Source organism: Bifidobacterium margollesii (genome assembly GCF_002860355.1).
In the GTDB taxonomy this organism is placed as follows: Bacteria; Actinomycetota; Actinomycetes; order Actinomycetales; family Bifidobacteriaceae; genus Galliscardovia; species Galliscardovia margollesii.
Genome location: NZ_NMWU01000002.1, coordinates 203,184 through 229,786, shown reverse-complemented (window position 1 = coordinate 229,786; position 26,603 = coordinate 203,184). Strand labels below are relative to the sequence as shown.

Sequence of the window (26,603 nt, the reverse complement as noted above, 5' to 3'; positions counted from 1 at the left end):
GTCCGAGGCCGAGNAGNTTCGGAACCGTCCGCCGGATCATTCCGATCCGCCTGCGCATCCTTCGCCTTCGCTGCGGCCTCGGCCATCTTCTTCGCACGGATCTCCTCGGACTCGATGCCGATCTTCCATCCGGTGAGCTTGGCCGCAAGTCGGGCGTTCTGCCCTTCCTTGCCGATGGCCAACGACAGCTGATCATCGTGAATGAAGGCGATCGCCGTCTTGTTCTTCTCGCTGACGACCTGCACCTCGGTGGCGTGGGCCGGAGAAAGCGCCGCGGCCACGAACTTCGCCGGATCATTCGACCAGTCGACGATATCGATCTTCTCCTGACCGAGATTCTCCATCACCGCGCGCACACGGGAACCGCCGGGGCCGATCAGCGCACCCTTCGGGTTGACGCCCTGCGCATTGGCGCGAACCGCGATCTTGGTACGGGCTCCAGCCTCGCGGGCGATCGACATGATCGACACGGCACCGCTGGAAAGCTCCGGCACCTCGCGCTCGAACAGACGACGAACCAGCTCCGGATGCGAACGGGAGACGATGATCTCCGGCCCCTTGAGACCACGCGCCACGTTCACCACGTAGACACGCAGACGATCGCCGTGATGATATCGCTCCCCCGGCACCTGCTCGCGCCTCGGAAGAATCGCCTCGACGTCCCCGACCGCCACATGAACATTACCGGGATCCTTGGCATCCTGCTGCACCACGCCGGTGATGAGCTTGCCCTTCTGACCGGAGAACGCACCGAACACCTTCTCATCGGCGGCGCGACGGAACAGCTGGGAGATGACCTGACGAGCGGTCGATGCGGCCAGACGACCGAAATCACGAGGGGTGTCGTCGTATTCCTCGCCCAGCACCGGGGCGGGATAGGGATCGTCCTCGGTCGGCTCTTGACGGATCTCATCCTGAGCCCAGACCGTGAACGTGCCGGCACGCGGATCAAGTTCGACGCGGGCGTGCTTAGCGGCGTGAGGAGTCTTCAAATAAGCGAGACGCAGAGCTTCCGCCAACGCGGTATCCAGAGTCTCGGCATCTATTCCCTGCTCAGCAGCGAGACGGTACATACCTGCCAAGTCCAATTCCATGCCCAAGACCTCCCATATGAAGTTATAACGGGCACCTTGCCCGCAAATGGTCTGCAACGGCTACTAGTCTAACGATTCATGCAGACACTATCCGCTTCAGGCGAACCCGGAGAGTCGGGCAGCGGCGTGTTCCCATCCCGGCACATCATGCAGGCGGTCTGTACCCATACGGCCGGTATTCGTCGTATCCGACCGATCCGCACGGTTCGTGCCAAACCGGTTCACATCCGACCGGGTCATATCGTTCTCGCCGCGATGATCGTCCTCGTCATGCTGATCGGCCCGCTCATCGGCCCGTCCGCGACTGTTATGCCGGCAGCCCATGCGGCACCGGCCGGCATCGCGGGACGCGGCGGAGACGAAACCGAGCTGAGTTCCTGCGAACGCGCGCTGACCGTCGGATATCGGAGCGACGAACGATACCGGTCTCCGTTGCCGTCGTCGGTGAGGCTGCTGGCCGCCGCAAACGCGCAGGCCGCGTGGAGCCGATCGGCCGTCGATTGCCCGGGACGGTTCGTCGAAGGGACAGTTCGCAGCGCCCAGGCGGTATTCGTCGGCAATCGCTTCGAACAGACGATGGGACGGACGGGATTGAGCGGCAAGGTCATCGTGGCACCGAGCGACAAGGTGGATGACCACACGTCTGATTTGATTTCATCGGATTCGATTTCGGCCGCGCAGGCGGCCTCGCTCACCGTGGCCGAGGACCGGGCCGGTTTCGCCTATGAGATCCTTGCCGCCCGGCACGGTGCGAACTCCTCGTTGCACACGATGAGCAACCGGCACAAAGCCAACGCGCAGCTGATGGCCACCGCGGTGAAGCAGACCGAGGATCCGCGCCGGAAGGTGTATTCGGTCACGGCGCTGCTGGCGAATCCCAGTCAGGCCAAGGATCCGACCAATGGCATCATCGCGCCGACCGCGGCCGTGGTGGAGATGAACTGCGCGATGGAGCAGTTGAACGCCTTCGCCGGGAATACCGAGGGCAATGGGGATACCGAGGGCAATGGGGATACCGGCGGCAACGGGGACGGTTCGGTTTCGGGAGCCACGGATACGTCGAACGCGGCAGCAGCCTCGAATGCGGCCGTAATCTCGAATACGGCCAAGACTTCGCCGGCGGCCGGCGATGCAGCGGAAACAGCCGGAATGCTCGCGGTTTCCGATCTGATCGCCGCCCACATCGTCACCGCCCACACGCTGGGATACCCCGGCGACGAATCCCTGCTGCTGCAGTAGCTGGCCCGAGGTCCCCGAAATCGGCGATGGAGCAAAGCGCAAATCGGGATTTTCACAGCCTGATCCATCGGAATCACGGTTGACCCAAAGGATCAGTGCGCGTTTGGCGTGAAATGCAGCCTATTCCAATACGAGCGGAAACGCCGGCCTCCGAAAACCGCATGATTTCAAGGTTTTCAAAATCTCGGGTATCGAATTCCGATGGACTACAACGCAAAATCAGGATTTACACATCCTAATCCATCGACCATCGGATCGTATGCATTCATCGGATCGTCACAGATTGCGTAACCAGACTCAGAAAACGTCACCGGGCACACCCACACCCCGTGACGACAAGCATGCCCTGCAATTCCAACGATCACGAACCACCGTCACCGGGCACACCCACACCCCGTGACGACAAGCATGCCCAGTGACGACAGGCATACCCGGCCCCGAACCACAGCCGCATGATCAGGCTTCCCCTCAGAGGGGAAGCTGGCAGCCGAAGGCTGACTGATGAGGTGGACGGGACGGAATGCACAATCGGGCTTCCCCTCGGAGGGGAAGCTGGCAGCCGAAGGCTGACTGATGAGGTGGATCGTACGAAACGCAGTTCAGTCTGCATCCACCTCATCCGGCCGGCGTCCGCCGACCACCTTCCCCTCCGAGGGGAAGGCCCGGAATCCTCGCCACAGGCCCGCCCCGCAACTAAGGACGGCCCGCCGAAGCGGGCCGCACCCTACCGGCTTCGCCGCTCCGCTAGCGGAGCGGCTGCGCAAAAGCCCGATTGAAGGCAGCGCCTCCAATCACAGGCTCTTCCACGCCACGCCCTCGCCACGCCAGCCGGCCCGCACCACCGCGCGATACTCGCCGTAGCTCGTCGTGTACACATGCTCGCCGCCCCCGTTGCCACGGCCGTTCTTCGGCTTGTGGTACGGCTTCGGGTTGTACAGGCGGTACACGTCACGGCCCGTCGGCGAGGTGTACCAGGCGATGCCCTCATCCCTCCAGCCCAGACGCACCAGCATGTCGTGCTCCTTCTTGTTCAGCGTCCAGTTATGGTTGCCGGAACGCCTGTTGTACTCGCGGTACACCGGACGCGCGCCCGGCGTGTCCCGGCTCACCGTCACGAACGCGGAGCCGCCACGGTTCTCGTCACGCCAGCCGATCCTGATCAGCATGTCGTTCTCCGCCTTGCTCACCGTGTAGTGATGCAGACCCGAGTTGCGGTTGTACACGCGGTACACCGGCACCCGCCTGACGATCTCCTTCTTGTCGACGACCACAGTCAACGTCGAAGAGACATTGCCGGACTTCGCCGTAATCGTCGCCGCACCTTTCCTCAGTCCCAGAATCTTGCCGGAAGGGTCGACTGATGCAATCTTCGGATCGGAGGAGAACCATTGCACTCCGGGCAGAGTCGCGTTCGTCGGCGTAATCGACACACCCACCGATGAGGTCTCCCCCACGGTCAGCGACATGGTCTTCTCGGATAGTGTGATGCCCGTCGGCACGGTGATCCTTCCCTGATTCAGGGTCACGGCATTGGATGTGGATTCCGGCTTGCCGTCACCGTTGGCGTCCACCTGCACCCCGTAGTTACCATCGGCGCGCACGGACGACACCGTGAACCGGGAGTTCGGCGCGACCTTCAGATACTGGCTGCGATGCTCGATTCGCTTGCCGCCATTCTGTACATCCATGTCGATCATGGCGGTACCATGCCCGGTACCCTTAAGCGTGAACGAGTATTCACTCGGCGCGCCATAAAGCACCATCATCTTCTTCGCATCGCCATCGCGCACAATGGTCTCGAAGTGACCATCGGCATTGTCCACGGAAGCGGTTTGATTCGTCAGGACGACGACAAGACGGCCGTTGCGCCGCACCTCCACATTCAGAGGACACAACACGGTCGCATACCACAGATGCGGTGAGCTGCTGTACCAGGTGGAATCCGGAGCGATCAGGTTCTTCTCCAGAGTCTGGATCTCCTTGACGTTGATCGCAGCATTGTCTCGTTGAGCCGGCTGAGCCCATCCGCCGTCGCTCTGGGCAAAACTCGGGTCGGAGAACGTCGTCTCGCCCTTCTCGTGAATGTTCAGCAGCATGGCGAGGCTGTACAGCACGGACTTCGCATCGTCGAGCTTGGCCACCGGATCGGTCCGCTCCTGCTCGAAACTCCGCATCGACGTGTTGTACCGCATGGCCAGCGCATACGCGATATCGGTCTGAATACGCATGGTCTTCGCCGTGGCCGCCGCATTGACGGTGGACTTCAGCAGCGTGCCGGTCATCACTTCGGAGGTTACCTGTGCGATCGCCACGTACGGGCACTTCTTAGCCACCCACTCGCCGATTTTCTCGTCGATCTGCTCCGACGCCTTGTCGTCGAGAATGCCGAAGAATTCATCGACGAACTTATCGCCGTTCAGCTGGATCGTCGTGGCCGCGTCACCGGCAGCGGCACGCACGGCCGGAATCGTGGCCTTCTTCTGGATGGAGTCGAGGATGCCAACGTACAGGCCGACGCGATCCTGCATCTCCATAAGCCGTTGGATATTGTTCCACGAATCGTTGAGGTCCTTGGCCGTGCCGAGATAGTCATTGATCTTGCCGAGCTTCTCGAGCTTGTCCGCGCCCTTGCCATAGAGCTCAGCGACCTTTGAGAGTCGGTTGAATCGCTGCAGGAAGTTCTGCGCACGCTGCATCTGCTGGAACGTGGAGCCGAACATGCGGTTGATCCTAGCCTGATCGGAGATCTTCTCCTGATCGGTCGCCACCTGATCGTAAACCTCCTTCACCCGATTGGCATAGCCGGAGAAGCTGTCGTATTGCTCCTGAACCACCTTGGGGCTGGCGAGCGCGGCGGCGAGGATCTTCAGGCCGGTGCGCTGCTCCTCGCTGGTGTTCTGTTCAAGCTGGTCCTGAGCCCACTGCCGGGCGGCGTCGTTGAACTCCTCGATGAAGTTGTCCCGTGACGCGCCGGTGATCAGATCGTCGGAATCGTAGAGTGTGGCGAGAATCAGATCCTTGGCCTCGTTCTGCGTCATGTTGCGGCTGGCCACCAGATTGCCCTGCGTGGCCGCATCGATGAGGTTCCACATGCCGGAAAGCACATCCATATGCTGATTCTGGGCGGCAACCGAGTAGCGGTTGTACCATAGCTGGGTCATGGTCTCATCGGAAAGCTTGTCGAGTTCGGAACTTACGTCGGCGTTGGCATTCCACTGTTCGATTTTCCGTACCAGCGTAAGGTCGGCATCAGTGCGGTTCACCGGCAGACTCGCCTTGGCGCTCACCTCCCCGGCAGTGGTCACGACCGCCGCACTGGCGTCGAAGGACTTCACATAGGTGTGCAGATACGAGTCAGGAATATACACGTCGAACTTTGCCGTAACGCTCTTGTACGGCTGCAGCGTGACGGGATCGAGCAGACTCCTGATGTCTCGAACCCGCTCCTCCTTGGTCTGCGAAAAGCTCAGCCCCTTTGGCAGGGTCACCTTGACGGAGGAGATGGTAAGGGACCGGTCCTCATGCCTATCGGATGCCTGCTCGTTGGTTACGGTAATCGACATAGGGATTTTCGATCCGATGTACTCGCCATTGGCGAACCATGCCGGGGAACTGACGTAGGTAAGCGAGGAGCTCACTTTGGCCTTTGAATCACTACTGCCCTGCACGTTGTCGCCGAACGGGGTTCGTGTGGCGATGTTGGATCCGGTCACTCCATAGGTGGAATGGCCGCATGCGTAGATGGAGCCATCGTCGGTCAGGACGAAGGCGGTCGCTGCCCAGTAATTCGAACCATCGACAGCGATATCGATCGCGCTGCCGACACGGCTGAAATCGTCGAGTTTGGCACCCGGATTGCCGTATTGGGGCTGATTGGATCCGAAGCCGACGCCCCAGCTGCGCACCTTACCGTCAGTGGTAATCGCCATGGCCCTGGGCTCGTTATCCGCGTAGGTCGACTGTGCATACAGCATCCGTGCGTTTGTCAGCCCATCGACCGGCGTCGGGGAAACGGAGCCGGTCGTAAAACCATTATCGGCGTAGGAGTAGGCATGACCGAGCTGTCCGTAATCGCCAACGCCCCACGTGTAAACCCGGCCGTTGCCGCTTAATGCATAGGATGTGCCGTAATGGGTCCTGCCGGATTCGTTCGTGGTGGAGAGCGTCTTCACATCGGAGAGTCCGGGAACCGTGACCGGCGTGGAACGCTCCTTGCGATCGCCAAGGCCGAGCTGACCGACAACATTGCTCCCCGAAGCCTTCACCGTACCGTCGGCCATCAGAGCGAGATAGTATCCGTCGCCGGCCGTGACGGATCGTACGCCGGACAGTCCGGGCACCCGGGCGGCCCCCAGATTCAGCGAGGTGCGATTGGAAGCGTCATTGGGGATGCTGGCCGAGAACCTGACGACGCCGCCATCGGATAGCGTGGCATAGGCGATCTTGTTGGTGTCGTCCACGCTGACCGAGCGTACTCCGGACAGACCGTTGACCGGCAGATACTTCGTCTCATATCCCGTACCGGAGGGTGCGAACACCGTGCCGTTCGTCCGGACCACGAACCCATCGGCATCTTCGTTGAACGTGCTCTCGGCCACGCCAGACAGCAGCGTTCTACCATCAAAAAGATCGACCATGTCGCCGTTGCGGGTCAGCGCACGACTCCCAGCACTCCCAGCCGCGATCTTCTTGATTCCAGTAAAACCCTCGCGCTGGTAGGTAACCAGATTCGCGTTCATCGTCCATACCGTGCCGTCGGACAACAAGACGTTCGGCGCCGCCGTCACATCGGGACCGGAATCCCCATTATAATTCGCCGCGATCTGCACCGGCTTAGCAGGCAACTTCGATGCAGCGTTCGCAGTACCGGCCAGCACATTAGACGCCAATAGCGTCGCCACCGCGCAGACCAGCGCAATCATGCCTCTGAGCATGACCCCGGACAGCCCCCTGCCTTTATTCATGTCTATCTCCTCCCTCCGATAAGAACTGCGATCATTGAACGGCTGACATGAAGAGGCATACCGCAACGCTTCCTCATCCAATGGCACAGAGCACAGTCCCATCATTATGACGGTCTCTATTATTCCACCTTCCAATTGACAGCGAATGCTTTAGCTCAAGCAACAAGCAAAGAAAAGTCAGGGGGAAGGAACACGATATCCATCGGAATCGCGGTTGCCCCAAAGGATCAGTGCGCGTTTGGCGTGAAATGCAGCCTATTCCAATACGAGCGGAAACGCCGGCCTTCGAAAACCGCATGATTTCAAGGTTTTCAAAATCTCGGGATTCGCAATTCGATGGACCAAAGCGCAAATCGAGTATTTTGCGGTCTATTCCACCGGAATATGCCCTCGAATCAGGTATGAACGCTTATCGGGATGACCTTCCGATCAATGGCCCGCCTCACCTCCATCAATCAACCCATCACGATCCGTGTCCACCGGGATATACGTGCTGGCATCATCGGGATCAGACGCGTTCTCGATTCCAAACGGCAGATACTGCATCGTACCGTTCTCCATTTCCTGATAAATGGTGCTGCACGGGGTCAATTTCCCTGAATTGCCGGCCGAGCAGTTATAGCTCCGATACTGGTCGTATCCGACAGCGTTGGAGTTGCCCTTATACTGGTCTTTCATCATCTCCGCCGGCGTGGGTGTATTGCCTGTCATATAAAAATCACAGATAGAGCGGTGGTCCTCGTCGAAGCACTTGACTTTATAGGTACCGTCGCCAATCCATTTAGGAGTGCTGTACTCCTTTCTGTAGGCACTATCATCGGCATCATTGAACTCAGTATCCCCTTCCGTCGCATATACCCAATTCATCGAGTTGTTCCATGACTCGTTATCGCCAAGGTCATGGATGATGTTGGTCCCTGTATAGCCCAGTTGTTGTGTCAAACATTGAAGGTTGACATACTCGTTCATGCTCGTATACGTGGAGCCCGTGTTTTCCAAACGTGCGACCGGTTTTCCGGCGTCGCCCGTGGTCAGCACGAAATACCCCGGACGCCCGCATGCCGCCAGATCCCGCAGCCCCCGATCATAGGTCTGGGAGGAATCCTGATCGGCGATTCCCCCGGTCTCATCGGACGATGCACTGTCAGTGGCATCATCGGACGCATCACCGGATTCCCCGGATTCATCGCCACTATCCGAAGCCTCTGCCGCCTGCTGATCATGGGCAAGCGTCCGATAGCTCTGCACAGCCGCGAAAACACCAAAGATTACCGCAACGGCAACGAAGACCGCGACGCAAATCCACTTGAAAGCTTCACGACGCTTCGACTCCACATCGTGACCAACCTCGGCCTCCGGACGGTTCCACCACCGCGGTTCATCACCACCGTCTCCGGCCATATCCTCACCGGCCGCATCCTCATTCGAGGGTTGATCCGGTACCTCGTTAATCAGGGAAGACAGAAACTCGATTACCTCCGCATTATCTTTCCGATCCGATTGCGCAGACTCGTCCGTTTGCGCATGCTCGACACCGTCAGACCGTCGTTGATCCACACCCGGCGCATTGGAAGAATCGTGCGTTTCGGTCTTTTCCACAATCGAAGCCAATTTGGCTCCGCACTTCGGACAGAACAGAGAATCGTTCGGAACTTCTGCACCGCATTTATGACAGAACATGATTGATCACTTTCGGTAGAATACGGTGTCGTTCGAGACCTTGGTCTGCCAACCGATGACCAGATAACTCTTGTTGCCGTCAGGCGGATTACCGGACTCGACACGGTCAGAGAAGCGGCTGGCGCCCGCACCCGGCATGACGTAGGTGACACCTGCCTGGCACGACGAATCGGATGCAGCATTGCAACCGTCGGTCATGGTTTGCATGTCAATGGGAGTGACCGTATCGGGGACCGTGGTGGGCTGCTGCTGGAATGCGAAGCTCAGCCCGAGTTCCGCCGACTGATCCGGCAGGGGATTGGATGCCTGATCACCCGAAGTGAAACTGATTTCACCCGGCTTCGTTGAATAGTCTCCGGCTGTATGACCGATGTTGGCATTGATCTTCACACAGGCACCATCATTGCGACAGTATTCACCTGCGATCTTCGAAAGATTCTCCTTGATCGCCACAGCCGTCCATAAATCAGTGAAATCGGTATCCACCGATGTCGAACCATTGTTGCCAGGAGCCTGATCATTATTTGATGTTGATGAATTTGACTGAGTAGTCCGACTGGAATCATGGATATCGGTCACCCAATCAGGAACATCTTCAGCGTCATAGACAAAGATGAAGACCTTAAATTGTTTCCCACCATCGAGAGAGTAAGTAACCAAGCCAACAACAACATCGCCATATCCAGAAACCGAATATCGGTAATAAGGAACCTGTTTCTCAAAATCATCTGTCTTCTCAACGAATTCATTAGCATCATAAGGACTTCCGTCGAAACCGAGAACACTTTCGTTATAACCCACGGCACCGGCTGCGTCACTGACCATTCGCGGAAGATAAGAAAAAGGATTTTCGCCAATCGCTTTCCCGAAATACCAAAGGACACCATTCTCATACTGCAGCTTCTCAACAGATGAACTGATGAAGAAATAAGGAACACGATCGGTGCTGGTATCCCTGCCGCTCAGCTGAACAGACTCGTCACCTACAGTTTTGCTACTGAGCTGCTTGTAAAGATACTTAAGTGTTGCTGAAGGATTGTCTTCGGAGTCGCTATCGCAACTGCGATCGTAGATACTATCGCCGGATTTGCTTACTGCAACGCACTTTGAAGCAGCGTCACTGCCCGACGTTGAGTCTTGGCTCTTATTGGATTGCGTAGTCGGCCGAGAGCCCAACACCGCGCTGATGATCGCAGCGATTACGATCAGAGCCACTACGGCTACCACGATGATGCGCTTGCGATTCCACTTCTGTTTCTGCTGATCTTCTTTCCGCTCCCGAGCTGCCTCAGTCTCACGATCGAGCCGATCCTCTGAACGTTTCAGCCAATGCGATTCGTGGTCATCTGCATTACGGGCTGATTCATCTGCGGCATCACGCTCGCCTTGACCTCTTTCCTTGTCAGCCTCGGTATATGATTCCTCATCGCCGCTCTCCGCAGCTGTTGCCTTCCCGCATTTAGTGCAGAACAAGGCTTCTTCCGGCAGCAATGCCCCGCAGAAGCGGCAGTACTTATCCTCCATGTCGGCACCTTCACCTTTCCGAGTTCAATACTGCGGCTCTTCCGATTTTCGCCCCGCTTTTCGCCCCGTTGCAAACGGTCTTTCGAGATTCTTCAAGTAACTTTACGGTCGATACGAGCAAACGCAAAACACTAGATGTAACAATGGTTTTGCAGAAAACAAAAGGGTCTCAGGCCGAAGCCTGAAACCCTAGAGGCGGATAAGGCGAGTATCCGCAACTACGTTCAAAACGGCTTCATTCCAAGCGGCTCACACGCTCAACGGCTTTCCCGTACCCACTTACGTACCCCTTTAGGGACTTTTTACCCCGCGTGTCGCCGCACCATTACGCACGATGCTTATTGTAAGCCGGCGAGCGCTCGCAGATCGTTCGCCGCGTCGGGTTCAAGGTTACGGGCGTGACGCCCACGGGTGAGCGCCGCGCCCTTAATGAACGTTACACGAGCAGCCGTAGCAGCTGGTAGAGCTGCCAGACGTTGCACACGTTGAATGGTGTGCCGTCAACCGTGGCAGTCGCCTCGTGATCGCCTATGTGGACGATCACGGTACGCCCGTTCACGGTCAGGGTGCCGTGCATCGTGATATGATTCATTTCGTAACCTTTGGTTTGCGGTGATGAGCCGCTAGCCACAACAAGGCCCGATGTTCTCAGCGTCGGGCCTTTTTGCTACCGGTTCACCACCGGTAACGGCCCGTCATATCCACGGGGACGCCGCATGTTACGGCATCGTTCACGACTGTATCAGAACGCTTGAATACGCGCCGTCAATGGCGGTCGGCCGCGTGACTTTCGATCGTTCGCGATGCGTTGCCCCGCAACGGTTGGGCAGTGTCGAGCCTTGTGGAAAAACGCCGGGGGAAGAACGGCCCGTAACCCGTGGTGGCCGTGGCGGGCGGGGTGGGGGTGCTCCCCTCCCCCTCCCCTGTGGGCGACCACGGTGCGGTCGCCTTTTCACCCCCGCTTGTTTTTCCACAGCAAAGGCCACGGCGCAGCGCCCCGGAAACGCTGGAACGGCAACGATACGGCACACTCCTACCGCTCCGGTTCATTCACGCCGCGAGATCGGCGCGCGGCATGTGTCGTCATGCCGGCGAGCGCCGCGCGTTTTCCACGGGTCGGCGGGTGTATGCCGTTGTCGTGGTGCTAGGCTTGCTTCTTGGACAATGCGAGGTCTTCGCCTTCGGGTGGGAGTTCTCCGGCCCCGTCTTCGGGCGGGGCTTTTTCATTGGTTACGCATGGTCTGGATGTATCGGGCGGCTTCCTCGATGGTGTGGAAACCGCTTTTGCGGTGTCTGCGCCCGTTGATGCGTATGGCGACCAGATAGCAGTTTCGGTCTTTGCGCCATGTGACGCCGCGAACGCCGGTCGTGCTGAGACTGGACGCCTTGCGGCGCGTGTCGGCTTGCGAGCGTGTCACGGCTTCGAGATGGCCGGGGTTGACGCAAGCGGGGACGCCGCATATGGCGGTTACGACCATACCGGCCGGCACGGTGCCGTGTGCGAGTTCGTAGGCGACGCGGCGGGCTTGCCGGGGCTTGTTGCCTATGGATATGACGGGGTGGCCGCTTGAGTCGGCGTGCGCCGTCCATATCCAGTGCCCGCCCGCCTGTTTGTCGGTCTTGGCGTCGATGCGCCGGCGCAGCCGCTCGGCTTCAATGGCGTTCATGCTTGTTGCCTTCCCTGTGGTGGTTGTGTCTTGCGCCAAAACTTACGCCCGGCGCGGCGGCGGTTCAGCCCTTCCGGGATAAAACAGCTTGCCGGGGGTATGAAGCCCTATGCCCGTGGAGGGGCTAGGCGGATGGGGGAGGGTATACCGCCCCCGTGTTGCGCCGTGAGTATGGCGAAGCCCCGGCGCTCGCTGATCGTGCGAGATCGTCGGGACTTTCTTCGGTGTTCGCCTTATGGGTTCGCCGGGCGCGGCGGCGATTGGGGTTATTATCCTTCGGCCGTCAACGTGGCAGCGTTCACGAGCGCCCTAAGGTTCTCGTCTGGTAGTGCCACGTATACCTGTGTCACCTCGGTGTTGGCGTGGCCCAGCGCCTTGGAGACGGCCAACATATCGTGTGATTGCGAGTAGGCCACAGTGGCGAACCTGTGGCGCAGTTTGTGCGGCCCGTATCCGGCCGGCAATAGTCGGCTTACATGCTTGCCGATATAGGACGCTTCGGCGTGGCCTTCCCAACGGCCGGGGAACAGGTAGCCGGGTGTGGCCTCGATGGCGTCGGCGAGCGCATTGGGTAGTGGAACTATGCGTTGTTTGCCGCCCTTGCCGTGCACAGTAAGCGAGCGTCTGCCGTCTATCCCGGTGATTACGTCGTCGTGGTGTACCTGCGCGATTTCGGCACGTCTTAGGCCACATTCGGCGGCGAGCAAGATCATGAGTCGTTCGGCTTGGCTGGCGTTGGCGAGCGCGATTCGGATATACCCGTCCGGGCATGGCTTGGGGTGCGGCTGGGGACGCCGCATGTTTGCCAATAGCGCTGCGGGGTTGTCCGGTCGATAGCCGGCCTGTTGCATGTACCGGTAGAACGTCGTGAAGCAGTTGCGCAGCCCCTTGCGAGAGTCTTGGGCGCGGCCGCCCGCGAGCGCTGACACTAGATCGTCCGCCGTTACCCGTTCGGGTGGTTTGCCGATTTCGTGGGCGAAGCGGTGGAGCTGGTAGAAGCGGGTGCGTAACGTCTGGTCGCTGCAACCACCCGCGCGCTTGTAGTCGATGAAGCCGGCGACGGGTTCGCGCCACGGGGCGGGGAGCTTGTTCACGTCCACTAGCGGCTTTCGGTCGGGGGTCAATGGCGCTGCGGGGTTGTCCGGTCGATAGCCGGCCTGTTGCATGTACCGGTAGAACGTCGTGAACGCGCTTCGCAGTTTGTTGCGCACGGCCTTTGAACCTTGGCCGGCGAGCGCTGACACTAGATCGTCCGCCGTTACCCGTTCGGGTGGTTTGCCGATTTCGTGGGCGAAGCGGCCAAGCCAATAGAAGTGTGCGTATAGCGTTCGTTCGTTGCATCCGTCGTCGCGCTTGTAGTCGATGAAGCCGGCGACGGGTTCGCGCCACGGGGCGGGGAGCTTGTTCACGTCCACGATTCGGCCCCCTCGTTCTGATCCGCAGCGCTCTTGCTTTCCTCAAGGAAGGACGCGGCGGCTTCGCATAGGGGACACGACACCCACGGCCCCTGCTTGGCCTTTTGCGTGTGGCGTTTGCTGGCGTGTCCCCAAATGCCGCATAGGGTACGCACGTCCGATTCGTCGGCATCCAAGCGGGCAAGATGGACGATGGCGGGCGAGTCGGTCATCGCGCTTCCCTCCCCCACTTGAACGACCTGCCACTGTCGTGTCGGCGGTTGTATTCGTCAAGCGCAGCGGCGAACGCTATAGAGGCCGTTGACGGCGTTGATTCGGCATGGCGGCGAGCATGGCGCGGCGTTTTCTTCGTGACGCGGGCGCGGTCACGCTCCGGGACTCGTGGCATATAGGTTGAGTGCACTGTGATGCGGCCGTGATGGCTCATGGCGTGTTCCTTCCCGGCCGGGATGGTACGCCCGATAGAATGGGGTACGCCTTCCCGGTCATTGCTTGATTGATCGTTAGCGGTGTCTTGGTTGGCTTTCGGCCTCGTGGTGGTTCCAGCACTACGGGGCCTTTTACGTGCTTCGGGTGGGCTTATAGTCCGAGCTGGCGCAGATCGGTCACGCCGAGCGCGTCCGCGAGCGCTATCGCCCTTTCTAACGGCATGTTCCTCCAGTCCTTCGCGCCGCGTTCGTAGGCGCTGATTACTTGCTGTGGCACGCCGCTCAGCTCGGCTAGTCGGGTCTGCGACATGTTCGCGCCTTCCCGAAGTTCCTTGAGCGTCATTTGTTGTGTTCTCACCTCCCTTGTCGATCGGCTTTACCTTCATTGTTACATAGTTATCTATGTATTGTCAAATAGTTAACTATGTAAAACCGGGCAAGGGAACACGACTATGGAAAATAAGCGACGCCAGTGATTGCAACGGTTCCCGCCGACCACACGCGGAAAATAGGGCAGCAAGGAAAATAAACCCGGAAAATAGCCGGCAGCAGATCGGCAACAGCTCGCAACGGCCCGCACGGTAAGCGCCGCCGATCGGCGGCGGCTCGCAATATCCGGCAGCTTGGCAGCAGCGCGGCAGATCGAACGCGGCGGGCGCTCGCGAGCGCAGCGGCGGCGGCTCCGTCTCGCGGATCGTCGGGCGCTCGCGGGCTTACCGGTCGTGTCGCGCGGCCGGGCGTTGCCATCGTTGCCCGACGTGCGCGGCGGCGGGGTCGATCTGTTGGGCGAGCAGCAAGAGGGATGCGCCGGTTATGGCGGCGGTCTGTGAGTCGGCGGGCAGTCGCAGCGTGAGGGGCTGGGGTTGGCCTTGCTGCATCGAGTGGGCGGCGGCTCGCAATATCCGGCCGGCGATCTGGCGTGCCGCCTCGCGCTCTCGGGTCACGTCGGCGTCCGAATCCTCCAAGATGAAGCCCACGGCGGTATGCCACGCGCCCTGTGCCATGTCGTCCCCGCTTTCCGTTCGCGCGCCGTATGGTCGGCGCTGACATGCCCCAATCTAGCGCACCCCATCGAGGCAATACCCGGCACATGCCCCGAATCGTCACGCTAGGGCGTCGTCTGCCGGCTTTCCCGTCCGACGCGATAAGTTGCACGTGTTCGATCGTTTCGGGCGTTTACACGGCCGCTCTCGTGAACGTCGGCCATGATGCCCGCCGAACGGCTGTCGATCGGCTGGCGCTCGCGAGCGCCGGGCGGTTGTTCAGATCGGGCGCGCGGCGGTCGTCTCGCAGATCACGGCCGGCCGTCGATCGGGATATGTTGCCGGCGAGCGCCGTTAGGGTTCATGTCCGGCGCTCACCGATCGTGGCACATGGGTTCGTCGCTGGCGGCTGTTCTCTCGTGACTCTCGATGGCGGGTGGCATCGCGGGTTGCGGGCTTCGTTCATCTTCATCGCCGATTCTTCGTAAGTTTGTTCGATCGCTGGGGCGGCGTGTCAACAGGTGAACGATTCGTTCACGCTTGTATTCAGATTGAAGTCAGTTTGTAGTCTCTTGTATTCCTTTGTATTAGGGGTGAACGATTCGTTCACCTGTTACGGAACGATTCGTTCACCTGTTCATGAATGAATCGTTCACCCGTTCGTGAACGATCTGTTCCGCGACGGGTGAACGATTCGTTCGCGGAAACTGTCGCCACAACGATTAAAGGGTGAATGATCTGTTCACCTGTCTTAGAACGATCGTTCTAAGACGCATGAATGAATCATTCACCCTTTGTCGTGGTGCCGGGGTCGGATGCCAGTGGGGCTAGTTCGTCGCGCCGGCCCGCGCCCTGTCTGTCTTTAGCTCTTCTTTTCGCTTGTAGGCGTCGTACATTTCCGCCACATGAAGCCGGAACGACCGCGAACGGCCGGGGGCTGACTTGTCCACACGCTCCAAAACCCCGCATGACTCCAGACGCGCGATCTGCTGCATGTACATGCGGGCGCACATGCCGACCTCGTCTATTGCTGTGGCCTGCGCCTGTGTGAACAGTTGGGCGGGTTTGCCGTCCTTCGTCTGCCCGTACTGGCGTTCGTCACCGACGCCGGTACCGCCGTTATCTAAGGCGAGACGGGCCATATGGTTCAACACAACACGGGCGGTCGCGGTCAGTTTGAGCCGGTCGCGGCCTCCCAGCCACTCGGCTTTTCTTACGAGTTCGCTACCCACTCCGCCGCCTTTCGTGCGCTCGCGAGCGCTGCTAGCAGCCGGCGAAGTCGTTCAGGGACTTGGTGGAGATCATTACCCGTTTGCCGATCTGGACGGCCTTCAATTTGCCTTCGCGCACGAGTCGCATGGTCACGCGGGTGTCATGGAAGCCGAGCGATTCGGTGGCGGCTTTCAAGGGTTCGAGCCGTCTCATGTTGGTGCTGGCGTTCGGCGTGGCAATGGTGTTGGTGGTATCGTTCATTTTGACCTCTAATCAATTTTGTTTACTTCCGCGTTTGTTCGCGGTGCGGGGGTCGGAACGCCTCATAGTTGCCGCTGTGGGGCGTTCGCTTTTCTGTTGTTCCGCACAATGCACGTTGCCGCGTACCTGTGCGTTGGTTGCGATAATAGCGACAACAACGACGCAATCCCAGCAGTGTGTCGCGGCAAGCCGCGTTATCGGGCGGCTTATACGACACCCTCCAAAATTAACCAATCATGCGTGAAACATCGTGAAACATCATCTCCATACATGGTGTGCACGTTCGTCACACGCTGCAATGACGCCATACAAGCGTTACAAAGCCAAACGCTTAATGTGGTTCACTGCGCCATCGTCTCGCCTTGCGACACGCCCGGTTTCAGCGCAAACCGAAGTTTCGGGCGTGTCGCGCCTCACGTCTTGAACAGTTCCGCCAGTGTCTCGCCCTTCACCGTGGCCGGCAGCGCGCCGACCACTGCCACGCGCCTGTCGATCGGCAGCGAGCGCAGCACGGTCACGCGCTCCGATAGGGGCATGGCGGCGAGCACGCCGGCGAGCGCTGCAAGCTCATTGTCGGCGTCTGGCTGACGATCGTTCGGCCGGGCGTCGGGTATGGTCTGGGTAGACATGTCACCGTCTTGTGCCGGCTCGGGCGTTGTCTTGTCGTTCGTGGCGCTCGCGGCCGTTACGGCGTTGTCGAGGTTGCTGATAACGGTGTCGTAATGGCTTTCGACGCGGTGCTGGTACTTGCTCGCAACGGCGATGGTCTGGTGTCCGGCCTGTCGCATGAGTTCGCCGTTAGTGGCCCCCATCGCGGCCAATCGCGTGAGCGCGGTGTCTCGCAGATCGTGAAACCTCATGCCGGCGAGCGCCGGCGTATCGTTGACCACCCGGTTGAAGGCGTTGCGCAGCGTTTGCCCGGCGCATACGCCGCCAGAACGGGGCGCGGGGAACAGCAAGGCGTCGGGTTCGTTGCCCACGTGCTCCATGTGCTCGCGCAATGGCTGCACGACGCATTCGGGTATGGTCAGGTCTCGGACGCTGCTGCGGCTTTTCGGCGGGCCTAACACGTTCTTCTTGGTGCCGTCCTCGTATTCTTCGGTCTTGGCGGCGCGGCGAACATGCAACGTCATCGTGTCAAGGTCGATGTCTTGGCGTTGCAAGCCCAAGCACTCGCCCTCACGCAATCCCATATAGCCGGCGAGATAAGCAGTGAGTCGTATCCACGCGGGCATGGCCTCGTACAGTGCCTGTAGTTGGTCGATCTCGGCTATGACGACCTTGTGGCGCGTCTCGCCCTGTGACGTGCGTATGGTGCATGGCGTGGCCTTGATGAGCGTGTTCCCGTCGTCGTCCACGGGTTCGCGGGCGGCGCTCGCCATGATGGCCCGAAGCGTGGCGTAGACGGCGCGACGGCGTGCTTCAAGGCTTACGCCTTCCTCGTTGGCGCGTTCCGGCGTGAACGCATCCCACCACGCCTGAACGTCCTTGGCGGTGATGTCCGTCAGTCGCTTGTCACCGAACGCCGGGTAGAGGTAAAGGCGCAGCGCCTCGCGGTGCTTCTGCTTCGATGTCTCGCGTATGGGGTCGCCGTTGGCCTTGCGCCGGTTTCTCACCCATTGTTCGGCGTAGTCGCGGAAGGTGACGGCCTCGCGTCTCTCCCTCGCGCGTTCGAGCTGGGGCGGCGTCCATGCCCCCAGCGTTATGGCCTTCTCTGCCTCGGTCAGCCATGCCACGGCCTCGGTCTCGTATTCGGGCTGTACGACCTTGTACTGGCGTTTGGGGAGGTTGGGCCATTGGGAGAACGCCCATAACGGAGTGAGGTATGAGGCTTCGATGTATTCGTGGCCGTGCTTGGTGATCGTGCGCAGCCGGCCGAAGCGCCGGCGCTGTCGCTTGCGTGGCCTTCCCATATCACAGCCTTTCCCGGTGTCGTTAAGTGGGTAATTTTTCGCGCGGGCTGTCCGTACCCGCCGATGTACCCACTATGGTACCTACTAAAACGCACTATCGCGCACCATTACGCAGACATGGGAGAAACGGCGTAAAACCTTAAAAACGGCGGAACTGCAACGTTTTCGGCATGAAAAAAGGGTTTCAAGCGAACCGCTCGAAACCCTAGGGGCGGATAAGGCGAGATTCGAACTCGCGGAGGGGGTTGCCCTCACACGCTTTCGAGGCGTGCTCCTTCGACCGCTCGGACACTTATCCATTCGCTGCCTTGATCAGGCAACTTGTACAGTATGCCATAACCCCGCGACCGAGGCAAATCCCGTCGCCGCCGTGTCGCACCCGGGGAGACGCTCGAAAAATCGGCCTCACAACTCGCGATTTCGAGGCGAAAAAGCCCCTGATTCACCCCTCAAAGTCCGACATGTGAGGCTTCATGTACGGAGGCGTTCACCCACTGGCTCTGCGTCACCTTGTCGCCGGAGAAGATGCCGATGTCGAGCATGCAGTCACGGTAGTCGCGCCCGTGGGCGATCGTAATGTAATTGTCGTCGACCAACCGGTTGTGGGTCGGGTCGAGACCCACCCAGTGATCCTTGTGATACACCTCCACCCACGCATGCGTGGCACCCTCGCCGCCGAGCAGTCCGGCGATGTACCGGGCGGTGAGCCCAACATGCCGGCACACGGCGAGCATCACATGCGCGTAGTCCTGGCACACGCCCTTGGCCTGGGTCAGCGCCTCCTCCGCCGTCGTGCGGATCGTGGTGGATTTGGGCGTATAGGTGAACGATTGGTACACCTCGTCCATCACCACCGAGGCCACCGCAACCGGCGAGCCGGTATTGCGCTCGTGCCGCAGACGATCCTTGCATCGCTCCGTCAGCGCGGTAATCGACGGCCCGGGAATGGTGAGCGCCGAATCGAAGCGGTACAGCGGCTTGTAGATTTCGGACTTGATGTGCTCGTTGTCCACGAAGGCGATGCCCGTCACCCGGTATCCGAAATGATCGTGCGGCTCGGGGATGAAACCGGTCATCACCACGGAGTCGAAGGAGTCAATGGCCTTCTCCGCTTCCACTTCGGGATCGATCACCACCTTGGTGTCCACCACCTGCTGCCGCGGCCCGGTGGCGGGGATGCATCGAAGCTGAAAGCGATGATCGGTCACCGGTGAACTGAACGTCAGTTTCATCGCATAGTCAAAATACAGTTTCTTCAACCGAGTCAGCTCCTTATGGCCTTATGGCCTGTCTGTGAGTCACTACCTCCTACCCTACAGCCTCACAGACGCATCGACCTCACCGGACTCATCGGCGTCACCAGCTCCGTTGGCCTCCGTATGGACCGGCCCGGCAAGGTTCATCGCGGAGATCTCGCTGAGCGGCTTCAATGCGGCGGCAGTCACACGGTCGGAGAATCCCTGCTGGAATCGTTTGAGCGTTTCGGCCAGTTCCGGGTAGCCGCGGCCGGGCAGTTGGCCGATCAGCCAGCGCAGCCCGGAGGCGAAGCATTCCGGCACCGGCATGCCGTCGAGCGTGACCGCGTAGCCGATCAGCTTGGTCATCGGCGGCTTGAGTTCAGGGCCGGTGGCCTTGAGCCTGGTGTACAGGTCAAGCCGTTCCAGATACTTGCCGATGAACAGGAACGACTTGAGCGTCTGGTCGACCACGGAATTCTCGATCGCACCCCAGAAGGCGAGCATGTCGTCCTCCACGTCACGCTGATCGTAGATGTCCTCGGCGTCGGAGGAGCGGCTGGAGGCGTCGGCGATGGAGCTCAGAGCCAGTTCCACGTACTGCAGCACGCGCGAGCTCAGTTCCGGACGCAGGATCACCGCATTGTTGAACGCGCAGTCCATGGCACTGCGCACCGAATTCGGGTTGCCCGGGTCGTACAGGAAGTTCTGGATGAAGGCGTCGAAATCCTCGAAGTCCTCGGGCAGGTCGAGCGCGCGCGCGAACGGGCGGAAGGCGTCCACATCCGTGTCCATCACATGATCGTAGAACGGGAAGAACCGGGTGAGCGTGGTGAACACGCGCTCGGTGTATCGGCCGAGCCAATAGAGGTTGTCGGCCTTGGACGCGGTGAGCAGCGACAGCGAGTGTCGGGCCGATTCGGCGGCCACGGAGATCTTCTCCCCCGCGAACTCGTCCATCGTGGGCGTGTCGGGCCCGGCGAGCACCCAAGTGTCCTTGAAACCGCCGCCCTGCGACGAGTTGACGATCATCTGACCGGGCACCGAGGAGTAACGGGTGAGGCCCGAATACCACACGCGCGTATCGGGCCCGGAAACCACGAACGCGCGCAGATCGGCCTTGCGCGGCTCATGGTGTCCGGTGACCGGATCGACCACGTCGATGTCGCGGAACTGAATGACCTCCTGCGCGATGAACCGGCGCGGTTCGGCCTTGATCTTCTCGGCCAGCTCCTCGCGCTGGCGGGCGTCGAGCGTGGAGCCGAACACCACGCCGTATCCGCCGGCCTCAGCCACGTCCTTGATCACCAGTTCGCCGAGACGGTCGAGCACGGTTTTGCGATCCGCGCTGAACATCGGCATGTAGGTGGGCGCGTTGTGCAGAATCGGATCCTCATGCAGATAGTACTGCACCATCGCCGGCACGAAGTAGTAGATGGCCTTGTCGTCGGCCGCACCGTTGCCGGGCGCGTTCATGATGGCCACGTTGCCCGCACGGTATGCGGCGAGCAGACCGGGCACGCCGATCACCGAATCGGCGTTGAACGCGAACGGGTCGAGGTATTCGTCGGACAGCCGGCGATACACCACGCCCACACGATGCTTGCTGCCCGAATAGTCGATGAAGTACAGCTTGTTCTGTTCCACTTCGAGGTCTTCGGGGAACGCCAGCACGGCGCCGGTTTTCTCGGCCAGATAGGCGTGTTCGAAGAACGCCGAGTTGAAGCGGCCGGGGGTGAGCACCACGGAGATGCCTTCGGTGGAGACGAAGTCCATGGATCGTCGCAGCAGCAGCGGATACGCACGATTGTCGCGCACATGGACGTCCCGGAACAGTTTCGGGGAGATGCGACGCTCGATGTCGCGCACGAACAGCGGATAGCTGGCGCCGGAGGGGATGCGCAGATTGTCCTCGAGCACCCACCAGCGGCCGTCCTCCCCCTGCACCAGATCCTCGCCGGCGATGTGGGCGAACACGCCGGCCGGTGGGGTGACGCCGTTGACCTGGGGGAAATAGCCTTCGGACGTGTAGACGTATTCCTCGGGAATCACGCCGTCGTGGATGATGCGCTTGTCGGAGTAGATGTCGCGCAAATAGGCGTTGAGCGCATTGACTCGCTGCTTGAGGCCGGCTTCCAGTTCGTCGAATTCATCCGATTCGATGATGCGGGGAATCGGATCGTACGGGAACAGCTGGTCATGATACCGACCGTTCTTGTAGATGCCGAACCGAACCCCGTTGCGGCTGAGCTCGCGGTTGATCGCCTGCCTGCGATCGACGAGATCCGAAGCCATCTTCTGCGCCACCGACTGAATCACTGTCTGCCTCCGAACTCTGGTGCCTCTTCGTTTGCCGTTCGCGCGGAGACGATCCCGGGATCGTCATCTGCGCAACCGTTCTCAACGTAGTCATGAACCGTTAACGGATGACCCACGCAATGTTTCGGGAATGCTTCGGCTTCATGGCCGCTGACGCGGATTCCTCTGATCGTGAGAACCGCACAGATCTCACGGACATCACAGACCGTGCGGATTACAGCGTCCGTTTCGCGCGGATGGCCTGCGCCCGCTCAGCCAGCTGGTCGTCGGCCGGATACTGCACATGCTCCAAAGTCAGCCCCTTGGCCGCGGCCGGACCGGTGGAGCCTTCGCGAACGGGTTCGGCGATCTTCCCGGCGAACCATTCCACGGTTTTCCGCCCCCGCCCCACCTGCAGGCATCCGTTGACCAGCGAACGGACCATATTGCGGGCGAACGCGTCGGCCACGATGGTGAAGCAGACCAGTCCGGATTCGACATGCGAGGTGACGTAGCGGCCGGATGCCGAAGCGCCATCCGCGATCTCGGAGGTGCCCTCCCCCATCGAATCGGTCATTGTTTCCCCGGACTGTGTTTTCCCGGCCTGTGTTTTCCCGACCGGCGTTTCCCCGGCCTGTGTTTCCCCGGCCTGCTGTTCGGTTTCCACGCCGGTGAGCGGCAGTGTCGGCACGCGGGTCCATCGTGCGAGTTTGACGTTCCGGATCGTGGTCCCGCCCGGATTCGGAGTGGCGAACGATCCGAAGTCATGCAAGCCGATCGTATGGGCTGCGGCCTCGTTCATCGCCTCGATGTCGAGGGGATCGTCGATCGCCACCACGAATCCGCGGGTGCGAGGATCCACCGGCTGACCGGCGTCGCTGACCCGATACACGTAGGTGCGTTCCAGAGCGGAGAACCGGGCGTCGAAACCTTCGGGCGCCACGCTGACCGCATGGATGGCGATGTCGTCGGGCACTACCCTGCGCAGACGACGGTACAGCGCCTCGGTGGGCGACGCCTGCATGTGGCCGACGCAACGTTCGAGGATTTCAGGCTCGATGTCGATGTGACACACCTGATGGAGCGCATGGACGCCGGTGTCCGTACGACCCGCGACGGTGAGGCGAATCTCCTGTTCGCGTGGCTCCCCGTCCTGCCGGCCAGGTTCGCCGGTCAGGTGCAGTATCTTGCGCAAGGCGGATTCCACCTCACCCTGCACGGTACGCAACTGCGGCTGGCGGGCCCAGCCATAGAATCCAGTGCCGTCGTATCCCAGATCAATCCGTAAACGCATATCCACCACTTTGCCATAGGTTTCGGCCAATCAATGCACCGTGAATCGCGTTGATTGGCCGAAACCACACATGAAGACCCCGAAAACGGCCGGTTCGTGATCGGTTCGACCAAATCGTTTTGACCAACGGACGTAACGGACCAGATAACGGAAAAGGTCCGGAACCGTTCGGTTCACGGACCTTTTCAGCGATGTGAGCGACATGTCGTTGGTTCACCTAAGCGAACCAACTGATTCTCACTCGGCCTTCTCCTCGGTGGCCTCGGCGGCTTCGGCGGGAGCCTCGGTGGACTCGGCCTCGGCGGCGGGGGCTTCGACCTTGGTCTCCTCGACGGGAGCCTCTTCGGCCTTCTCGTCGGCGACCTTGGTGGCGGCTTCGGCTTCCTTCACCACAGCCTGCTTCGGGCTCACCGGCTCGGTGACGAGCTCGATGATGGCCATCGGAGCGTTGTCGCCGTGACGGGAGGCGATCTTGGTGATGCGGGTGTAGCCGCCCTCACGCTGCTCCATCATTTCGGCGATGTGGGTGAACAGGGTGTGCACCACGGACTTGTTGCGAATGACGCGCATCACACGGCGGCGGGAGTGCAGATCACCGCGCTTGGCGAAGGTGATCAGGCGCTCGGCCAGCGGACGCAGACGCTTGGCCTTCGGCAGGGTGGTGGTGATGCGGCCGTGCTCGAACAGGCTCGTCGCCATGTTGGCGAGCATCAGGCGCTCATGCGCGGGGCTGGACGCCAGACGCGGGCCCTTCTTCGGTGTAGGCATTGTATTTACTCCTTATGTCCCGCCCGGCAGGAGGGCATATGCCCAAACATCTGCACGGACGGAGCGTTAGTTCAAAGGGAGACGTTCATCTCCCGAAGGAACGATCACTCGTCCTCCGGAGAGAAGAACGTGCCTCCTTCGAGATTGATGGTATCGAGGCCGAGCGGCGAAGCCTTGAGCGACAGACCGAGGGACTGCAGCTTCTCCTTGACTTCGTCGATGGACTTCATACCGAAATTGCGGATGTCGAGCAGATCCTGCTCCGTATGGGAGACCAGCTCGCCGATGGTGTGAATTCCTTCACGCTTGAGGCAGTTGTACGAACGCTGGGTCAGGTTCAGATCCTCGATCGGCACAGCCATTTCGGGGTTGGCCTCTTCGACGACCGGAACAGGGCCCACTTCGATGCCCTCGGCCTGATTGTTCAGCTCGCGGCACAGACCGAAGAGCTCAACGAGGGTGGAGCCGGCGGACGCCACGGCGTCACGCGGGGAAATGGCCGGCTTGGTCTCCACGTCAAGGATGAGCTTGTCGAAGTCGGTACGCTGCTCAACACGAGTAGCCTCGACCTTGTAGCTCACCTTCAGCACCGGGGAGTAGATGGAATCCACGGGGATACGACCGATTTCGGAGGTATCCTGCTTGTTCATCTGGGCGGGCACGTAGCCACGGCCACGCTCGACGGTGAACTCGATCTCCAGCTCGCCGTCCTCGGCAAGGGTGGCGATGTGCAGATCGGGGTTGGAAATGACGACACCGGCCGGAGGAGTGATGTCTCCCGCGGTGGCTTCGCCTTCTCCGCTCTTGCGCAGATACATGACGACAGGCTCGTCGTACTCGCTGGTGAGCACGATCCCCTTGATGTTCAGGAGGATCTCCGTCACATCTTCCTTCACGCCGGGCAGCGTGGTGAACTCGTGCAGAGCACCGGAAATGCGAACGCTCGTCACTGCGGCTCCGGGAATGGAGCTCAGCAGCGTACGACGCAGCGAATTACCGAGAGTGTAGCCAAAACCGGGCTCAAGCGGCTCGATGGTGAAGCGGGAACGCTGGGGGTTGAGGACTTCCTCAGACAGTGTCGGACGCTGTGCAATCAGCACTTTTGCTTATCCTTTCAGCTCAAATCGGCCGTGCACTCGCCGATTCTCGCGGGTTGGATTACTTATTCGTCAGTCAGTGCTTCAGACGCGGCGACGCTTCGGGGGGCGAACGCCGTTGTGAGCCTGCGGGGTGACGTCGGAGATGGAACCGACCTCAAGGCCTGCGGACTGCAGGGAGCGGATGGCGGTTTCACGACCGGAACCCGGGCCCTTGACGAACACGTCGACCTTCTTGACGCCGTGTTCCATGGCCTTGCGGGCAGCGGCTTCGGCGGCCATACCAGCGGCGTACGGCGTGGACTTACGGGAGCCCTTGAAGCCGACATCGCCACCGGAGGCCCAAGACACCACGGCGCCGGACGGATCGGTGATCGAAATGATCGTGTTGTTGAAAGTGGACTTGATGTGCGCCTGGCCCACCGGGATCGACTTGCGATCGCGGCGACGGGGCTTACGCACGGCTTGCTTCGCAGCTGCCATTGATCCTCGTTTCCTAATTACGAATTGTTATATCCATGCTCGGACGATGGAGTCTGACCCTCCGTGGCCCGAGCTACGGCCTGATGGATCAGGCCGCCTTCTTCTTACCGGCAACCGTACGCTTCGGTCCCTTGCGGGTGCGGGCGTTGGTCTTGGTACGCTGGCCACGCACGGGCAGGTGCTTACGATGGCGGATGCCCTGGTAGCAGTTGATCTGGATCTTACGGCGGATGTCCGCATCCACCTCACGACGCAGGTCACCTTCGATCTTGTAATTACCCTCAAGGTAATCACGCAGCGTAATCAGCTGCTCATCGGAGAGATCCTTGACGCGGGTGTCCGGGTTGATACCGGTCGCTGCGAGCGTTTCCTTGGCACGAGTGCGACCCACACCGAAAATGTAGGTGAGGGCGATCTCGATGCGCTTCTCATTGGGGATGTCGACTCCGGCAAGACGTGCCATTGCGATTCCTTCTGTGTATTCGGAGGTCTGACGCCAAATCGTCCGAGTTCACGGCCCAAGCCTCCGAGCCTGGGGTTCAGCGCCGCACGTGGTGATGCGAACGCTGTGATTCAGCGTATTACTATTTGCCGCTGGAAATCTGTCTCAGCCCTGGCGCTGCTTGTGGCGCGGGTTTTCGCAGATCACCATGACGCGGCCGTGACGACGGATCACGCGGCACTTGTCGCAGATCTTCTTCACACTGGGGCTGACCTTCATGGTTTTCCTTTTACTTGTAACGGTAGGTAATTCGGCCGCGGTTCAGATCATAGGGGCTCATCTCCAGAACCACGCGGTCCTGCGGAAGAATGCGAATGTAGTTCTTACGCATCTTTCCGGAAATCGTCGCCAGAACGATGTGCTTGTTTTCCAGCTCGACGCGAAACATTGCGTTCGGCAATGCTTCAACAACACGACCTTCAACCTCAATCACACCGTCTTTTGCCATGACCCTCGTTCCGTTCCTTGGCGTCAATTACTTTCTTGTGCATCCGGAGACACACCAAATGTCTAATATAACAGAAAAGCGTCTCTTCCACAAACAGA

General features: G+C 60.2%; 22 protein-coding genes, 1 tRNA gene and 1 pseudogene. 1 reads left to right on the top strand and 23 read right to left on the bottom strand.

All coding sequences use genetic code 11. The features are described from left to right. A partial coding sequence (gene nusA, locus Uis1B_RS01060; protein WP_101614717.1) for a transcription termination factor NusA occupies positions 1 to 1,094 on the bottom strand: 1,094 nt, incomplete at its 3' end. A gap of 78 nt (positions 1,095 to 1,172) precedes the next feature. Between nusA and Uis1B_RS01055 the strand changes: the two genes are divergently transcribed. Continuing rightward, complete coding sequence (locus Uis1B_RS01055; RefSeq protein ID WP_101614702.1) at positions 1,173 to 2,333, top strand: hypothetical protein; 1,161 nt, start codon at positions 1,173 to 1,175, stop codon at positions 2,331 to 2,333. A 791-nt stretch (positions 2,334 to 3,124) separates the two neighbouring features. Here the strand turns inward: Uis1B_RS01055 and Uis1B_RS01050 are convergent. The 22 genes and pseudogenes from Uis1B_RS01050 to infA form a co-directional block, all read right to left on the bottom strand. Beyond that, the gene (locus Uis1B_RS01050; RefSeq protein ID WP_165782654.1) at positions 3,125 to 7,297 is read right to left on the bottom strand and encodes an Ig-like domain-containing protein; all 4,173 of its coding nucleotides are present in this window, start codon (positions 7,295 to 7,297) and stop codon (positions 3,125 to 3,127) included. A gap of 429 nt (positions 7,298 to 7,726) precedes the next feature. After that, positions 7,727 to 8,977, bottom strand: a complete 1,251-nt coding sequence (locus Uis1B_RS01045) for a zinc ribbon domain-containing protein (protein ID WP_101614698.1) — start codon at positions 8,975 to 8,977, stop codon at positions 7,727 to 7,729. Positions 8,978 to 8,983: 6 nt separating this feature from the next. Then, a complete protein-coding gene (locus Uis1B_RS11800) occupies positions 8,984 to 10,501 on the bottom strand; it encodes a zinc ribbon domain-containing protein (RefSeq protein ID WP_133124783.1) in 1,518 nt (505 codons plus the stop codon). Between the two features lie 436 nt (positions 10,502 to 10,937). Further along, the gene (locus Uis1B_RS11945) at positions 10,938 to 11,093 is read right to left on the bottom strand and encodes a hypothetical protein (RefSeq protein WP_162835002.1); all 156 of its coding nucleotides are present in this window, start codon (positions 11,091 to 11,093) and stop codon (positions 10,938 to 10,940) included. A 631-nt stretch (positions 11,094 to 11,724) separates the two neighbouring features. After that, a complete protein-coding gene (locus tag Uis1B_RS01030) occupies positions 11,725 to 12,168 on the bottom strand; it encodes an HNH endonuclease (protein ID WP_101614692.1) in 444 nt (147 codons plus the stop codon). A gap of 269 nt (positions 12,169 to 12,437) precedes the next feature. Further along, positions 12,438 to 13,583 (bottom strand): tyrosine-type recombinase/integrase, encoded by a 1,146-nt coding sequence (locus tag Uis1B_RS01025; RefSeq protein ID WP_243390188.1) that lies wholly within the window; start codon positions 13,581 to 13,583, stop codon positions 12,438 to 12,440. Beyond that, a complete protein-coding gene (locus tag Uis1B_RS01020) occupies positions 13,574 to 13,795 on the bottom strand; it encodes a hypothetical protein (RefSeq protein ID WP_101614690.1) in 222 nt (73 codons plus the stop codon). Before Uis1B_RS01020 ends, Uis1B_RS01025 begins: the two co-directional genes overlap by 10 nt. A gap of 367 nt (positions 13,796 to 14,162) precedes the next feature. Beyond that, the gene (locus Uis1B_RS01015; protein WP_207763349.1) at positions 14,163 to 14,369 is read right to left on the bottom strand and encodes a helix-turn-helix domain-containing protein; all 207 of its coding nucleotides are present in this window, start codon (positions 14,367 to 14,369) and stop codon (positions 14,163 to 14,165) included. 355 nt (positions 14,370 to 14,724) lie between these two features. After that, positions 14,725 to 15,015, bottom strand: coding sequence for a hypothetical protein (locus Uis1B_RS01010; RefSeq protein ID WP_101614686.1), 291 nt, complete (start codon positions 15,013 to 15,015; stop codon positions 14,725 to 14,727). Between the two features lie 806 nt (positions 15,016 to 15,821). After that, positions 15,822 to 16,226, bottom strand: a complete 405-nt coding sequence (locus Uis1B_RS01005) for a hypothetical protein (protein WP_101614684.1) — start codon at positions 16,224 to 16,226, stop codon at positions 15,822 to 15,824. A gap of 31 nt (positions 16,227 to 16,257) precedes the next feature. Beyond that, a complete protein-coding gene (locus Uis1B_RS01000; RefSeq protein ID WP_101614682.1) occupies positions 16,258 to 16,467 on the bottom strand; it encodes a MerR family transcriptional regulator in 210 nt (69 codons plus the stop codon). 413 nt (positions 16,468 to 16,880) lie between these two features. After that, positions 16,881 to 18,380, bottom strand: coding sequence for a tyrosine-type recombinase/integrase (locus Uis1B_RS00995; RefSeq protein ID WP_101614681.1), 1,500 nt, complete (start codon positions 18,378 to 18,380; stop codon positions 16,881 to 16,883). Between the two features lie 212 nt (positions 18,381 to 18,592). Beyond that, positions 18,593 to 18,678: transfer RNA gene (locus tag Uis1B_RS00990), tRNA-Ser, on the bottom strand. A gap of 151 nt (positions 18,679 to 18,829) precedes the next feature. Then, entirely contained in the window at positions 18,830 to 19,639 is an 810-nt protein-coding gene (locus tag Uis1B_RS00985; RefSeq protein WP_101614679.1) for a transglutaminase family protein, read from the bottom strand. Positions 19,640 to 19,774: 135 nt separating this feature from the next. Continuing rightward, positions 19,775 to 21,934: pseudogene (locus tag Uis1B_RS00980) on the bottom strand (circularly permuted type 2 ATP-grasp protein); the annotation flags it as partial. Positions 21,935 to 22,148: 214 nt separating this feature from the next. After that, positions 22,149 to 23,207, bottom strand: a complete 1,059-nt coding sequence (locus tag Uis1B_RS00975) for a tRNA pseudouridine synthase A (RefSeq protein WP_165782653.1) — start codon at positions 23,205 to 23,207, stop codon at positions 22,149 to 22,151. A gap of 237 nt (positions 23,208 to 23,444) precedes the next feature. Then, the gene (gene rplQ, locus Uis1B_RS00970) at positions 23,445 to 23,975 is read right to left on the bottom strand and encodes a 50S ribosomal protein L17 (protein WP_101614673.1); all 531 of its coding nucleotides are present in this window, start codon (positions 23,973 to 23,975) and stop codon (positions 23,445 to 23,447) included. A 104-nt stretch (positions 23,976 to 24,079) separates the two neighbouring features. Next, positions 24,080 to 25,075 (bottom strand): DNA-directed RNA polymerase subunit alpha, encoded by a 996-nt coding sequence (locus Uis1B_RS00965; protein WP_101614671.1) that lies wholly within the window; start codon positions 25,073 to 25,075, stop codon positions 24,080 to 24,082. Between the two features lie 81 nt (positions 25,076 to 25,156). After that, positions 25,157 to 25,555, bottom strand: a complete 399-nt coding sequence (gene rpsK, locus Uis1B_RS00960; RefSeq protein ID WP_101614669.1) for a 30S ribosomal protein S11 — start codon at positions 25,553 to 25,555, stop codon at positions 25,157 to 25,159. Between the two features lie 88 nt (positions 25,556 to 25,643). Then, entirely contained in the window at positions 25,644 to 26,018 is a 375-nt protein-coding gene (rpsM, locus tag Uis1B_RS00955; RefSeq protein WP_100512596.1) for a 30S ribosomal protein S13, read from the bottom strand. 144 nt (positions 26,019 to 26,162) lie between these two features. Beyond that, a complete protein-coding gene (gene rpmJ, locus Uis1B_RS00950) occupies positions 26,163 to 26,276 on the bottom strand; it encodes a 50S ribosomal protein L36 (RefSeq protein ID WP_093959598.1) in 114 nt (37 codons plus the stop codon). Positions 26,277 to 26,286: 10 nt separating this feature from the next. After that, complete coding sequence (infA, locus tag Uis1B_RS00945) at positions 26,287 to 26,505, bottom strand: translation initiation factor IF-1 (RefSeq protein ID WP_004268611.1); 219 nt, start codon at positions 26,503 to 26,505, stop codon at positions 26,287 to 26,289. Between the last annotated feature and the right edge of the window lie 98 nt (positions 26,506 to 26,603).

What these genes read in the sequence shown, in the direction of transcription:
- Uis1B_RS01055 (WP_101614702.1), top strand. Translation starts at nt 1,173, where the DNA reads ATGCAGACACTATCCGCTTCAGGCGAACCCGGAGAGTCGGGCAGCGGC.
- Uis1B_RS01050 (WP_165782654.1), bottom strand. Translation starts at nt 7,297, where the DNA reads ATGAATAAAGGCAGGGGGCTGTCCGGGGTCATGCTCAGAGGCATGATT.
- Uis1B_RS01045 (WP_101614698.1), bottom strand. Translation starts at nt 8,977, where the DNA reads ATGTTCTGTCATAAATGCGGTGCAGAAGTTCCGAACGATTCTCTGTTC.
- Uis1B_RS11800 (WP_133124783.1), bottom strand. Translation starts at nt 10,501, where the DNA reads ATGGAGGATAAGTACTGCCGCTTCTGCGGGGCATTGCTGCCGGAAGAA.
- Uis1B_RS11945 (WP_162835002.1), bottom strand. Translation starts at nt 11,093, where the DNA reads ATGAATCATATCACGATGCACGGCACCCTGACCGTGAACGGGCGTACC.
- Uis1B_RS01030 (WP_101614692.1), bottom strand. Translation starts at nt 12,168, where the DNA reads ATGAACGCCATTGAAGCCGAGCGGCTGCGCCGGCGCATCGACGCCAAG.
- Uis1B_RS01020 (WP_101614690.1), bottom strand. Translation starts at nt 13,795, where the DNA reads ATGACCGACTCGCCCGCCATCGTCCATCTTGCCCGCTTGGATGCCGAC.
- Uis1B_RS01010 (WP_101614686.1), bottom strand. Translation starts at nt 15,015, where the DNA reads ATGGCACAGGGCGCGTGGCATACCGCCGTGGGCTTCATCTTGGAGGAT.
- Uis1B_RS01000 (WP_101614682.1), bottom strand. Translation starts at nt 16,467, where the DNA reads ATGAACGATACCACCAACACCATTGCCACGCCGAACGCCAGCACCAAC.
- Uis1B_RS00995 (WP_101614681.1), bottom strand. Translation starts at nt 18,380, where the DNA reads ATGGGAAGGCCACGCAAGCGACAGCGCCGGCGCTTCGGCCGGCTGCGC.
- Uis1B_RS00975 (WP_165782653.1), bottom strand. Translation starts at nt 23,207, where the DNA reads ATGCGTTTACGGATTGATCTGGGATACGACGGCACTGGATTCTATGGC.
- rplQ (WP_101614673.1), bottom strand. Translation starts at nt 23,975, where the DNA reads ATGCCTACACCGAAGAAGGGCCCGCGTCTGGCGTCCAGCCCCGCGCAT.
- rpsK (WP_101614669.1), bottom strand. Translation starts at nt 25,555, where the DNA reads ATGGCAGCTGCGAAGCAAGCCGTGCGTAAGCCCCGTCGCCGCGATCGC.
- rpsM (WP_100512596.1), bottom strand. Translation starts at nt 26,018, where the DNA reads ATGGCACGTCTTGCCGGAGTCGACATCCCCAATGAGAAGCGCATCGAG.
- rpmJ (WP_093959598.1), bottom strand. Translation starts at nt 26,276, where the DNA reads ATGAAGGTCAGCCCCAGTGTGAAGAAGATCTGCGACAAGTGCCGCGTG.
- infA (WP_004268611.1), bottom strand. Translation starts at nt 26,505, where the DNA reads ATGGCAAAAGACGGTGTGATTGAGGTTGAAGGTCGTGTTGTTGAAGCA.